Source organism: Rhizobium sp. 268, assembly GCF_036571585.1.
Lineage (GTDB): Bacteria > Pseudomonadota > Alphaproteobacteria > Rhizobiales > Rhizobiaceae > Rhizobium > Rhizobium redzepovicii.
Genome location: NZ_JAPPSO010000007.1, coordinates 333607 through 346989, shown reverse-complemented (window position 1 = coordinate 346989; position 13383 = coordinate 333607). Strand labels below are relative to the sequence as shown.

General features: G+C 64.2%; 11 protein-coding genes. 5 read left to right on the top strand and 6 right to left on the bottom strand.

The features are described 5' to 3' along the window. Positions 1-41: 41 nt before the first annotated feature. Genes OS035_RS16475 through OS035_RS16455 form a run of 5 tightly spaced genes read left to right on the top strand, consistent with a single transcriptional unit; the run spans position 42 to position 5372 of the window. Entirely contained in the window at positions 42-869 is an 828-nt protein-coding gene (locus OS035_RS16475) for an ABC transporter permease (protein WP_097629283.1), read from the top strand. After that, complete coding sequence (locus OS035_RS16470; RefSeq protein ID WP_097629282.1) at positions 866-1645, top strand: ABC transporter permease; 780 nt, start codon at positions 866-868, stop codon at positions 1643-1645. The genes OS035_RS16475 and OS035_RS16470 overlap by 4 nt, the downstream gene beginning before the upstream one ends. Further along, positions 1638-2663, top strand: a complete 1026-nt coding sequence (locus OS035_RS16465) for an ABC transporter ATP-binding protein (RefSeq protein WP_097629281.1) — start codon at positions 1638-1640, stop codon at positions 2661-2663. Before OS035_RS16470 ends, OS035_RS16465 begins: the two co-directional genes overlap by 8 nt. A gap of 4 nt (positions 2664-2667) precedes the next feature. Further along, on the top strand, positions 2668-3588 hold the full coding sequence (locus tag OS035_RS16460) for a nucleoside hydrolase (RefSeq protein WP_097629280.1): 921 nt from the start codon (positions 2668-2670) through the stop codon (positions 3586-3588). Next, entirely contained in the window at positions 3585-5372 is a 1788-nt protein-coding gene (locus tag OS035_RS16455; protein ID WP_331813905.1) for an adenine deaminase, read from the top strand. Before OS035_RS16460 ends, OS035_RS16455 begins: the two co-directional genes overlap by 4 nt. Before the next feature lie 170 nt (positions 5373-5542). Here the strand turns inward: OS035_RS16455 and OS035_RS16450 are convergent, their stop codons facing one another. The 6 genes from OS035_RS16450 to OS035_RS16425 form a co-directional block, all read right to left on the bottom strand. Continuing rightward, positions 5543-6718 carry a M20 aminoacylase family protein gene (locus tag OS035_RS16450; RefSeq protein ID WP_097629278.1) on the bottom strand — a complete coding sequence of 392 codons (1176 nt, stop codon included), beginning with the start codon at positions 6716-6718 and terminating at the stop codon, positions 5543-5545. A gap of 91 nt (positions 6719-6809) precedes the next feature. Beyond that, entirely contained in the window at positions 6810-8315 is a 1506-nt protein-coding gene (locus tag OS035_RS16445) for a tripartite tricarboxylate transporter permease (protein ID WP_097629277.1), read from the bottom strand. Between the two features lie 9 nt (positions 8316-8324). Further along, entirely contained in the window at positions 8325-8786 is a 462-nt protein-coding gene (locus tag OS035_RS16440) for a tripartite tricarboxylate transporter TctB family protein (RefSeq protein WP_088937727.1), read from the bottom strand. A gap of 226 nt (positions 8787-9012) precedes the next feature. Then, positions 9013-9996, bottom strand: coding sequence for a tripartite tricarboxylate transporter substrate-binding protein (locus OS035_RS16435; RefSeq protein WP_097629276.1), 984 nt, complete (start codon positions 9994-9996; stop codon positions 9013-9015). Positions 9997-10210: 214 nt separating this feature from the next. Further along, positions 10211-11545, bottom strand: a complete 1335-nt coding sequence (locus OS035_RS16430) for a sigma-54-dependent transcriptional regulator (protein ID WP_097629275.1) — start codon at positions 11543-11545, stop codon at positions 10211-10213. Next, entirely contained in the window at positions 11542-13338 is a 1797-nt protein-coding gene (locus OS035_RS16425) for a sensor histidine kinase (protein ID WP_275593019.1), read from the bottom strand. Before OS035_RS16425 ends, OS035_RS16430 begins: the two co-directional genes overlap by 4 nt. Positions 13339-13383 lie beyond the last annotated feature (45 nt).

Below are 13383 nucleotides of genomic sequence, written 5' to 3'. Positions count from 1 at the left end.
GCCCTGCCGGGACCATCCTCTGTCCGCTCGAAAGGCGCCTCATGTTCCAGAACCGCGCAGAAGCCATGGCGCTGGCCTTGCCGGCAGCCGTCTTCGCGACCGTGGTCTTCCTGCTGCCCGTCGCAGTCTTGCTGTCGGAGGGCTTCCGTGCCGGCGGCGCCTGGACACTGTCGGCCTATGCCGGTTTCTTCTCCGAGACGCTGAACCGCACCGTTTTCCTGCGCAGCTTCCGGCTCGGCCTCGAAGTCACCGCCGTCTCGGCGGTCATCGGTTATGCCGCAGCCTTTGCTATTGTGAACCTGCCGCCGACTGGCAAGGGTCGCATGATCGGCCTCATCACCCTGCCGCTGATGATCTCGCCGGTGGCGCGCACCTATGCCTGGATCGTCATTCTCGGCCGCACCGGCATCGTCAACCAGGCGATAACGGGCCTCGGCCTCAGCGGCGAGCCGCTGCGGCTGCTGTTCACCGAGACCGCCGTGTTCATCGGCCTCCTGCAGCTCTTTCTGCCGCTGATGATCCTCTCCTTGATCAGTGCGCTCGAGAACATGCCGAAGGATGCGATTCCCGCTGCCCGCGTGCTCGGCGCCAACTGGTTCCAGGTCTTTTGGAAAGTCATCCTGCCGCTGACCAGGGAAGGCCTCGTCGTCGGCGGCACGCTTGTCTTCACCGGATCGCTGACCGCCTATATCACCCCTGCCGTGCTCGGCGGCTCCAAGGTGCTGATGTTGGAAACGCTGCTGTATCAGCAGGTTTCCGTCGCCAATGATTTCGTCTCGGCCAGCGTCATCGCCTTCATCCTGATCATCATGAGCTTTGCGGCCAACATCCTGCTGAAACGGCTTGCGACGGCAAGGAGCCGCCGATGACCCTGCGCCTGTTTTCGCCCATTGTGCTTTTCCTGCTGTTGGTCTTTCTGATCGGTCCCTTCCTGATCATCATCGCCGCGTCGCTGTCGGCAGGCGATACGCTGGCCTTCCCGCCGCAAGGACTGTCGCTGCGCTGGGTGATGAAGGTGTTCACCGTCGAGAGTTTCCGCGACAGCTTCGCCATGTCGATGTTCCTTGCCGTCTTCGGGACGCTCGCAGCCCTCGTCCTCGGCATCCCGGCCGCCTATGCCCTGTCGCGCTACCGGCTGCCGGCGGCCGAAACCGTCCGCACCGTCGTCTCGCTGCCGATCATCGTGCCCGGCATCATCGTCGGCCTGGCGCTGCTGCGTTATCTCGTCGTGCCCTTCGGCTTCAACATCACGCTCGCGCTCTTCTTTGCCCATACCGCCCTTGTACTGCCCTATGCCGTGCGCGTCGTCTCGGCGAGCCTCGACAATCTGCGCTCGGATATCGAGGAGGCCGCCGTCCTGCTCGGCTCCTCCAGGCTCGGCGCCTTCTTCCGCGTGGTGATACCGAATATCCGCGGCGGCATTCTTGCAGCCTTCATCCTCGGCTTTGTTACCAGCTTCAACCAGGTGCCTGTCTCCCTCTTCCTTTCCGGTCCCGGCGTCAGGACGCTGCCGGTCGACATGCTCGGCTACATGGAAACCACCTACGACCCGTCCATTGCGGCGCTCTCCGCCCTTCTCGCCTTTCTCTCCATCGGCATCGTCTTCCTCGCCGAACGTTTCCTGGGATTCTCGCGTTATGTCTGATGCCTATCTTCAACTCGACAAGCTGACGCTTGCCTATGGCGATACGGTTGCGGTCGGAAATCTCGACCTCGCGATCGGCAAGGGCGAACTGGTGGCGCTGCTCGGCCCCTCGGGCTGCGGCAAGACGACAACGATGCGCGCCATCGCCGGCCTGCTGACGCCTGCCTCCGGCCGCATCCGCCTCGACGGCGCCGATATCACCCGCGTCTCAGCCAACAAACGCGCCGTCGGCCTCGTCTTCCAGTCCTACGCGCTTTTCCCGCATCTGACGGTCCATGAGAATGTCGCTTTCGGCCTGCGTCTCAAAGGCATCTCGGGCGCCGATCTCGACGCCCGCGTCGGCGCTGGCCTCAAATCCGTCGGCCTCGCCGCCTTCGCGAGCCGCAAGCCGGCCGAACTCTCCGGCGGCCAGCAGCAGCGTGTGGCCCTCGCCCGCTCAATGGTGATGGAGCCGAAAGTGCTGCTGCTTGACGAGCCGCTCTCCAATCTCGATGCCCGGCTACGCCTCGAAATGCGCGCCGAATTGCAGCGCGTCCAGAAGGAAACCGGGGTCACCATGATCTTCGTGACTCACGATCAGGTGGAGGCTTTGGCGCTCGCCGACCGCATCGTCGTCATGCTGAACGGCGGCATTGAGCAGATCGGTACGCCTGAGGAGATCTACAATCATCCCGCCTCCGCCTTCGTCGCCGATTTCGTCGGCTTCGAGAATGTCTTTGCGCTGAAGGATGGAAAGCTTGCGACGCCGAACGGCCCAGTCGCGCTTTCCGCTCCGGTCGCAGACGCCGGGGCGGGCCTCGCCTGGCGTCCGCGCATGGTGAACCTTGGCTCCGGTCCATTCCAGGGCACCGTGCGCGGCACCTCTTTCGCCGGCAATACCCGCGAATATCTCCTTGATACGCCGCTTGGGCCCATCAAGGCCGAGATCGATGCACGCCTGCCGCCGCACGAGATCGGCAGCGCGCTCGCCTTCGACCTGCCGGTTGCCGGTGCGGCCAACCTCAAACGGTTCGGGTGAAGTCATGGGCGTCTGGATCGATACAGACATGGGCTTCGACGACATCGCCGCCATTCTGGTGGTGGCACAGTCGGAATTCGAAATCGACGGCATATCGCTGGTCTTCGGCAATGCGCCGCTGCCCCAGGTGAGAAGGAACGCCGCCGGCGCAGCCACTGCATTCGGCTGGAAGTTCCCCATCCACACCGGCCGCGCCATGCCGGTTCTCGGCAAGCTCGAAACCGCCCAGGCGATCCTCGGCGCAACCGGCATCCCGACGAGCGGCAGGAGCCTGCCGGAGGCATCAGCCCTTGCCGAAAGCGATGCCTTCTCAGCGCTTTGCCGCTGGCTGGAACGTGACGGCCAGCACCGCATCCTGGCGCTCGGACCGCTCACCAATATCGCCGCCGTGGCGCTCGCCCGCCCCGACCTCGCCGCCCGCATCGACGACCTCGTCTGGATGGGCGGCGGCGTCACATTGGGCAACCACACGGCGTCCGCTGAGTTCAACGCACTCGCCGATCCCGAAGCTCTGTCGATCGTCATCGCCCATGGCCTGCCGCTGCGCATGGTCGACCTCGACCTCTGCCGCAAGGTGCTGGCAAAGCCGGAGGATACCGAGCCGGTGCGCAATGCCGGCGGCACCAATGCCGAGCTGATCGCCGATCTATTTGCAGGTTACATTCGCATCGGCACCAGCCGCGGCCGTCCCGGTATGGCGATCTACGATCCTTCTGCCGCGGTCGCCTTCGTGGCTCCCGATATCGTCGGCTTCCGCCCCGCGCGCATCGACGTCGAGCTTCAGGGCAGCTTGACCCGTGGCCGCACCGTCGTCGAGACCCGCGCCACGCACGCGGCTTTCAATGCGCAATTCGCCGCCGAAATCGATGCCGATAGGGCGCGCGGGATCATTCTCGCCGCCTTGGTCAACGAGGCCCGCAAATGAACGCCACCCCTCGCCAAGAACCCGCCGATCTTAACGATCCCGCCTTGCGCGCCCGCGCCGTCGCGGCTGCACGCGGCGACGCCCCCTTCGATGTGCTGATTACCGGCGGCCGGCTGCTAGACGCGGTGACAGGCCTGATCCGGGAGGCCGATATCGGACTCGTCGGCGCGCTGATCGCAAGCGTCCATGCCCCGGCAAGCCGCACGGATGCGGCCGAGATCATCGATGCGGCGGGCAGCATCGCAACACCCGGCCTGATCGACACCCATATGCATATCGAAAGTTCGATGGTGACGCCGGCCGAATATGCGCGCGCCGTGCTGCCGCGCGGCGTCACCACCATCGTCTGGGATCCGCACGAATTCGGCAATGTCCATGGCCTTGATGGGGTGCGCTGGGCGATCGAGGCGGCACGCTCACTGCCGCTGCGCATGATCCTGCTCGCCCCCTCCTGCGTGCCGTCGGCACCGGGCCTGGAATTGGCCGGCGCCGATTTCGATGCCGCCGTCATCGCCGAGATGCTGCGCTCGCCGGCCGTAGGCGGCGTTGCCGAGGTCATGAACATGCGCGGCGTCATCGACGGCGATCCGCGCATGAACGCCATCGTCAATGCCGGTCTTGCCACTGGCAAGCTCGTTTGTGGCCATGCCCGCGGCCTTGGGGGTGCCGACCTCAACGCCTTCATGGCAGCGGGCGTCACCTCCGACCACGAACTTACTTCCGGCGCCGACCTCGCCGCCAAGCTTTCAGCCGGCCTGACGATCGAGCTGCGCGGCTCCCACGACCATCTGCTGCAGGAATTCGTCGAGGTGCTGAACGGTCTCGGCCACCTGCCCGCGACCGTGACGCTCTGCACCGACGACGTCTTTCCCGATGAACTCGATCAAAGCGGCGGCCTCGACGACGTCATCCGCCGCCTCGTGCGCTACGGCATGAAGCCGGAATGGGCGCTCTGCGCTGCGACCTTCAACGCCGCTCAGCGCCTGAAGCGCTCCGATCTCGGCCTTGTCGCCGCTGGCCGCCGCGCCGACATCGTGCTCTTCGAAGATCTTGAGGAATTCCGGGCGCGGCTGGTCATCTCAAGCGGCCGCATCGTCGCCCGCAACGGCAGCATGCAGGTCGACATCCAGCAGCTCCACACGGCGCCGCTTGAAAATTCGGTGAAGCTGCCGCAATTCACCGAGGATGATTTCCGCATCCCGTCGAGAGGCGAACGCGTCCGGGTCGCCACCATCGACCGCCCGCGTTTCACGCAATGGGGTGAGGCGGAGACGGAGGTCACGAATGGCTTCGTGGTACCGCCGGCCGGCAGCGCCATGATCGCCGTCGCCCATCGCCACGGCAAGGCCGACCGCATCCCGCGCCTCGGCTTCCTCACCGGCTGGGGCGACTGGCGCGGCGCCTTCTGCACCACCGTTTCGCATGACAGCCACAACCTCACCGTCTTCGGCGGCAATGCGCGCGACATGGCGCTCGCCGCCAACGCCGTCATATCAGCCGGCGGCGGCATGGCGGTCGCCAAAGACGGCGCGATCGAGGCAATCTTGCCGCTGCCGCTCTCCGGCCTGGTGACCGACGCATCGCTGAAGGACACAGCTTCGGCCTTCGCCGGCATCCGCAAGGCCATGGAAAAAATCGTCGACTGGAAACCGCCCTACCGGGTCTTCAAGGCCTGCTTCGGCGCCACGCTTGCCTGCAATGCCGGCCCGCACCAGACGGACCGGGGGATTGCCGATGTGGTGACGGGCAAGGTGCTGGAAAGCCCGGTGCTGGAGGTTTTGTAGGGTCGGGGCGCACAGACCGCAACCAAGGGATTGCGGTGCAGTCCCTCATCCGCCCTACGGGCCACCTTCTCCCCGAGAGGAGAAGAGGAGTCGAGACGTCGCAGCAACCCTCTTCTCCCCAGCGGGGAGAAGGTGGCCCGAAGGGTCGGATGAGAGGGTGCGGCAAACGCTTAAGTTTCCCTTTTCAACTCCCGCTCCACCAACGCCACCCAATAAGCCGCCCCATACCCAAGCGCCTCATCATTGAAATCGTAAGCGGTGTTGTGATGCAGCGCCCCGTCCACTGCCGGGCCGTTGCCGAGCCAGACGTAGCAGCCTGGCGAATTCTGCGCGAAGAAGGCAAAGTCGTCGCCTGCTGTCGACGGCGGAAAGCTTGTCCGCACCTTCCCGCCGAACACCGCGCCGGCGGCGGCAAGCGCTCGGGAGGTCGCATCCCCATCATTGACGACGGGCGGAATGCGCCGCTCGAAACGATAATCGGCCGATATGCCGTACATGGCGGCCGTTCCGCTGGCCAGCCGACCAATCTCGCTCTCCAACTGATCGCGCACATCGGGCGAATAAGCTCGCGCCGTCCCGCCGATCTCTACGATATCGGGAATGACATTCAAAGCCTTCGGGTCGCCCGCCTGCAGGAAACAGGCGCTGACAACCGCCGGCTGCAGCGGATCGACCACCCGCCCGACGATCGTCTGCAGCGATGACAGGAAGGTGGCGGCGGCCGTGATCGGATCGCGGCCGAGATGCGGCTTGGCGCCGTGCGTGCCGATGCCGCGAAAGGTGATGCGCCAGCTGTCGGAGGAGGCGAGCTGCGGCCCCTCGACCACGGCAATCTCGTCGACCGACAGTCCCGGCATATTGTGCAGCCCGTAGACAGCGTCGCAGGGGAAAAGCTTGAACAGCCCCTCCTCCACCATGCGCTTCGCGCCGCCACGGCCCTCTTCGGCCGGCTGGAAGATGAAATGCACCGTGCCCGAAAAACCCCGCGTCGCCGCCAGATGACGCGCGGCACCCAGCAGCATCGTGGTGTGGCCATCATGGCCGCAGGCATGCATCTTTCCGGGTACGGTCGATTTATAAGCCCGCTCCGCCGTTTCAGGCATGGCGAGCGCATCCATATCGGCCCTGAGCCCGATCCTGCGCGTGCCGTTGCCGACTGTGAGCGTGCCGACCACGCCGGTGCCGGCCAGCCCGCGATGCACCGTGATATTAGCCTCCTCGAGAAGCCTCGCGACGATGCCGGCAGTGCGCTCCTCCTCGAAGCCGAGTTCGGGATAGGCATGCAGATCGCGGCGCAAAGAGATCAGGAACGGCAGATCGTCCTTGATCCGGGCGGGGATGCTCATGAGCCTGAATGTCCTGTCAAGCGTAACGGGCGCCCATCGGCGCCCGCGTCAGATCATCCTTTGTTCATCAAACAGGCCGCAAGTTCAACCATCAAGTCTCTTCGACGAACACCTCTTCGCGCTTCTTCTTGACGCTCGGCAGGAAGACCACGATCAGCACGGCGACCGCGATCGCCAGCAGCGTGGCGCTGATCGGCCGTGTGACGAAGGTCATCGGATCGCCGCGCGACAGGATCATCGCCCGCCGCAGGTTCTCCTCAAGCAGTGGCCCGAGCACAAAGCCGAGCAGGAGCGGCGCCGGCTCGCAGCGAAGCTTTGCCAGCACGTAGCCGATCAACCCGAAGAAGGCGACGGCATAGAGGTCGTAGACATTGGCGTTGACGCTGTAGACCCCGATCGAGCAGAAGGCCATGATGACGGGGAAAAGCACGTAATAGGGCACGGTTAAGAGTTTCACCCAGAGCCCGATCAGCGGCAGGTTGAGGATAACCAGCATCAGGTTGCCGATCCACATCGAGGCGATGATGCCCCAGAACAGCGCCGGCTGCTCGGTGGCGACATTCGGTCCCGGGACGATCCCCTGAATGATCATCGCGCCGACCATCAGCGCCATGACGGGATTGGCCGGAATGCCGAGCGTCAAAAGCGGAATGAACGAGGTCTGCGCCCCTGCATTGTTGGCCGATTCCGGCCCCGCCACGCCGGCAACGGCGCCCTTGCCGAATTCCTCCGGCGTCTTCGACAGGCGTTTCTCCACCGTATAGGAGGCAAAGGAGGCAAGGATCGCGCCGCCACCCGGTAGAATGCCGAGCGCCGAACCGATCGCCGTGCCGCGAATGATCGGCGCAATCATTTCCTTGAATTCCTGACGAGACGGTAAAAGGCCGGACACCTTGGCCATTAGTACGGTACGTGTCGACTCGCCTTCGAGGTTGCGGAGGATTTCCGCCACGCCGAAGACACCGACGGCGAGCGCCACAAAATTCAGCCCGTCGGCATATTCGCGGATGCCGAGCGTGAAGCGCGGCGTGCCGGTATAGATGTCGGTGCCGACCAGACCGAGCAGCAACCCGAGCGCCACCATCGCTAAGGCCTTGACGACGGAGCCGTGCGCAAGCGCGATCGACGAAACGAGGCCGACGATCATCAGCGAGAAATATTCCGCCGAGCCGAATTGCAGCGCAATCGCGGTGAGCGGCGGCGCGAAGATCGCAACGAGGAAGGTCGAGACCGTGCCGGCAAAGAACGAACCGAGTGCTGCGATCGCAAGCGCTGCCCCCGCCCTGCCCTTGCGCGCCATCTGGTAACCGTCGATCGCGGTGACGGCGGAGGAGGATTCGCCCGGCATGTTGATGAGGATCGCCGTCGTCGAACCGCCGTACTGGGCGCCGTAATAGATACCGGCCAGCATGATCAGCGAGGAGACCGGTTCGAGCTGGAAGGTGATCGGCAAAAGCATGGCGATCGTCGCCGTGGCGCCGATACCGGGCAGCACCCCGATCAGCGTGCCGAGCAGCACGCCGATCAGGCAGAAAAGCAGATTGTCAAGAGTGCCGGCTGTCGCAAAACCGAGCGCGAGATTGCTGAAAAGGTCCATCATCGCCTCCTAGAACCGGACCCAGGGGCCGAAACGCTCGAACGGCAGGCCGAGGCCATAGCTGAAAACCGCAACCGAAAAGACCGTCAGCAGCAGCGAAAGGATGATCGCGAAGAACACGTTCATCTTTTGCGATGCGAAGCAGGCGATGAACGCGGTAAAAAACAGCGCCGGCGCAAATCCGAGCCCGCGCACCGTCAGCCCGAAAAAGACGGGCGCTGGCAGGATGAAGAACATGCCGCGCCAGGCGAAGAGACCGATCGGCTCTCCCTCGACGCGCAACGCCTGAATGAAGATGATCGCGCCGAGAAGCACGAGCACGCAGGCCAGCACCAGCGGAAAATAACCGGGTCCCATGCGCACCGCCGTGCCGAGGTCGAGCCCCAGCGACTGGATGGCGAAGAAAGCGCCGGTCGCGACGAAAAGCCCGCCGCAGATCGCATTGGTCGTATCGAAACTGATGGATTTCATGGTGTCTCCTGGAGTTGGAGATGGAGCGTCGTTGCTGCAGCGATTTCCCCTCATCCGCCTGCCGGCACCTTCGCCCCGCAAGCGGGGAGAAGAGGATCCGCCGCCGGCCTCTGCCACTATTCTTCCGGCAGGTCCTCTCCCCGTTCAGGGTCGAAAGGACGGGTCGAGACCAGTGGCTCGACCCCGGTCGGGTTAGGGTGAGGGGCTATTCCTGGCACATCCCTCACTAGTCCGCATATTCCCCCGCAGCCTCGATCACGGGCTTCCAGCGGGCTATCTCGCTTTCAAGCTTGGCCTTCAGCGCAGCCGGCGTCGCATCGGCGTCGGAGGATGGCGTCGTGCCGAGCTCGGCGAAACGGGCACCGACATTCGGGTCCTTCAGAGCAACCTGCAGCGACTTCGACAGGCGTTCGTTGATGGCGGCCGGCGTGCCCTTCGGCGTGTAGATGCCGTGCCAGATGCCGACTTCGAAGCCTGGCAGGCCGGCTTCAACTGCGGTCGGAATGTCCTTCATCACGTCGAGGCGCTTCGGCGAGGTCACGGCATAGGCCTTGATCGTGCCGCCCTGGATCTGCTTGGTCGTGTTGGTCGTCTGGTCGCACATGACGTCGACCTGGCCGCCGAGAAGGTCGGTCATGGCAGGGCCGGTGCCCTTGTAGGGAACGGTCGTGAGCTGTGTCTGGATGGCGCTCATGAACATCATGCCGCACAGATGCGAGGCCGCACCGATACCGGCATTCGCGACCGTCACCTTGTCCTTGTTGGCCTTGACGTATTCGATCAGGGCCTTGAGGTCGGTCGGCTCGAAATCCTTGCGCGCGACGATCGTCATCGGCACCTCGGTGACGAGGCCGACATAGTCGAAGGCACCGAGCGTGTCATAGGCGAGCTTGCGGTAGAGCGTGGCGCTGGTCGCCATGCCGATATGGTGAAGCAGGATCGTGTAGCCGTCGGGATCGGCGCTCGCCACGCGGCCGGCGCCGAGCGTCCCGCCGGCGCCGCCGACATTTTCGACGACGATCTGCTGACCGAGATCCTTCGACATGGATTCGGCGACGAGGCGCGCGACGGTGTCGGTCGGGCCGCCGGCCGCAAAGGGCACGACCATGGTGATGGTGCGTTCGGGATAGGTCTGCGCCGAAGCGGCGCCGGCGAGAAGAGAGACTGCGGCAGCCGCGGTCAGGCCAAGCATGGCCTTCAGAATTTTCATCGTTTCCTCCCTGATGAAACAAGCAAGCCCGCCGACACATCCTCCGCGCCGGGCATGACCTATTTGCCGCCGGGAAAAACCGACCCGCAATCAGTGCGGCCACTTTTGACAGACGATTTTGCGTCAGTGCGATGCAGCATGGGTCGATTTGGAAACAAACGGCTTGTGCGATGGGTGGATTTCCACCCATAACGAACACAGGCAACCGCCGAGATTAGTCCTCGGTGGTCAGCATCCGCTTGTCGAGGCCATATTTCTGCATCTTTTCGTAGAGGGTCTTCCGGGAAATGCCGAGTGTCTCATAGACCGGCTTGAGGCTGCCGCCATGCGCCACCAGCGCGCTGGCAATGACACCCCGCTCGAATTCGGCGACGCGCTCCGCAAGCCCGGTCGCCTCGCCGGTCTGTGGGCCGCCATCGTCGAGACCGAGAACCAAACGGTCGGCCGCATTCCTCAGTTCACGCACATTGCCCGGCCAGTCGCGCTGGGCGATGTCGGAGATCACCTCGGGCGGCACGGCCACCTCGTCGCGGCCGTAGCGGGCGGCGGCTTCCCGCACCAACTGCAGAAAGAGCAGTGGAACGTCCGCCCGCCGCTGCGACAGCGACGGCACATGCAGCGTCGCAACGTTCAGCCGGTAGAACAGGTCGGCGCGGAAACGCCCCGCCGCCACCTCCGCCTCGAGATCCACCTTGCTAGTCGCGATAAAGCGCACGTCAAGTGCCACCGTCTCATTCGATCCCAACCGGGAAATCATCCGCTCCTGCAGCACCCGTAGGAACTTTGCCTGCAGGTCGAAGGGCATGGAGCCGATTTCATCAAGCAGAATGGTGCCGCCGCGCCCGTGTTCGAATTTTCCGTAACGCGGCCTTACCGCGCCCGGAAAGGCGCCGACCTCATGGCCGAAAAGCTCGCTCTCGATCAGGTTCGCCGGCAGGGCGGCGCAATTGATCGCGATGAACGGCCGGCTTGCCCGGCCGCTGATATCGTGGAGCGCCCGCGCCACCACCTCCTTGCCGGCTCCCGTCTCGCCGACAATGAGCGTATCGGCATCGCTCGCCCCGATCGCACGGATGCGATAGCGCAGGTCCACCATCACCTGCGTGCGCCCCGGCAGCCGCGCCTCGATATCGTCGCGTTTGCCGGCGACCGCCTTCAGCAGCCGGTTTTCAAGCACGAGGCCGCGCCGCTCCATCGCCCGGCGGATGACGCCGGCGAGCATTTCGGGCGTGAACGGCTTCTCGATGAAATCATAGGCGCCTTCGCGCATCGCCTTCACCGCAAGCTGCACGTCGCCGTGGCCGGTGACGAGAATGACCGGCACCTCCGGATCGATCTCGCGGATCTTCTGCATCAGCGTCATGCCATCAATGCCGGGCATGCGGATATCGCTGACGACGACGCCGGGAAAGCTGTAGCCGATCAGTTCCAGCACATGGTCGCCGTTGGAAAAGGTCTCGACGCTGAAGCCTGATAGTTCCAGCGCCTGCGCCGTCGAACGGCGCAACTCCTCCTCGTCATCGACCAGAAGGATCTTCGCATCGTTCATTCCGCCGCCTCCGGCATCAGCCCCGCCGCCGATTGCAGCTCGATGCGGAACACCGCACCGCCGTCAGGATGATTGACGGCGGCAAGGCTGCCGCCGAAGTCCTTGACGATATTGTAGGAGATCGAAAGCCCGAGGCCGAGACCCTTGCCAACGCCTTTGGTCGTGAAGAACGGGTCAAAGATGCGCTCGCCGATTGCCGGTGGCACGCCCGGCCCATGGTCGCGTACCGTCAACACCACCTTGCCGGCTTCCTCGAAGGCCGAAATCTCGATGCGCCTGTCGTCCAGGCCTTCCACGGCATCGGCCGCATTGGAAATCACATTCACCAGCACCTGCTGCAAACGCACCGAGCCGGCACGCACCACCGGCGGACGCGGCCCGAGATCGAGCAACAGCTCTGCTTCCGCCGCCTTCAGCCGCCAGGCGATGATCTCGAGCGTATCGCGCATAGCCTCGTCGAGCGAAACAGGACCGAGCTTCTCGTTCGGCTTACGGGCGAAGTTGCGCAGGTGACGGCTGATCGATGCCATCCGGTCGATCAGCCCGCCGATGCGCCGGATATTGTCCCGCGCCTCCTCCGTCCGACCGCGATCAATGAGCACCGAGGCGCTGTCCGTATAGGTCTTGGCGGCGGCGAGCGGCTGGTTGAACTCGTGGGAAAGGGCAGCCGACATCTGTCCGAGACCGGCAAGTTTTCCGGCCTGGATGAGGTCGGCCTGGGTCTGGCGCAGCTGCTGCTCGGTCAACCGCCGCTCGGCTATTTCCTCTTCGATGCGGCTGTTGACGCGAGCAAGGTCGGCCGTGCGTTCCTCGACGCGCCGTTCCAGCTCGTTGCGGGCCTCGGCCTGCAACTGCATGCGCTCGGCAAGCCGCGCCCGCCGTTGGCGCAGAACTGCGACCGCAAGCCCGGCGATGCAGAGGATGAGAAAGACGGCCGCAAGCGCCGTGCGCGCCTGGGCGCGAATGGAACTCGTTTCCATCAGCACGTTCACCGTCCAATCTTCGGTCGGCATGTAGTGCGAGAGCACCAGATATTCGCTAGACCCGCGCTCGCCGTTAAGCGTCATCAGCTCATGCGGCTCAAAGCGCTGGCGCGACACCGGCAACTCTGTCAGCCTGGCATTGGCATAACGCCGCGACGCTTCCGTCCGTGCGATACGGTCAGCCGTCAGCGGCAGGATCGCCCCGTACAGCCATTCCGGGCTGCCCGACATGAAGATGATACCCTCCGGATCGGAAACGAAGATCTTGTATTCGCCGCCGCCCCAGGAGGCTTCGATCATGTCGATATCGACCTTGAAGACGATGACGCCACGAATATCCGCCTCCACCCTGATAGGCGCCGAGAAATAATAGCCGCGCTTTAGCGAGGTAGTGCCGAGTGCATAGAACCGCGCCTGCCGGCCTTCGATCGCGTCCTGGAAATAAGGCCGGTAGCTGAAATTCTGCCCGACGAAGCTTCCCGGTCCATCGTAATTGCTGGCCGCGATGGTCTCTCCATCAGGCTTGACCACATAAATGTCGGAGGATTTCAGCAGGCCGTTGATCTCCTTGAGATAGAGATTGGCCGCATCGCGCAAGACCGCATCCTCGGGTGCACTCACCAGTTCCTTGATGTCGTCGTGATCGGCGATCAGTGCCGGCAGCGCCTCGTAGCGGTTGAGGTGACCGCTGAGGGCCGAGACGGCAAGGCGCAACGCCGTTCCCGCCTGCGCCGAGGCTTCCCCCATATAGGCGCGCGTCGCGATCGCGCTTCCATAGGTGAAGAAGGCGAAGATGATCACCGGCACCACCAGCAACGCCGCTATCGCACGATATCTCGAAGACAGATCCGGCTC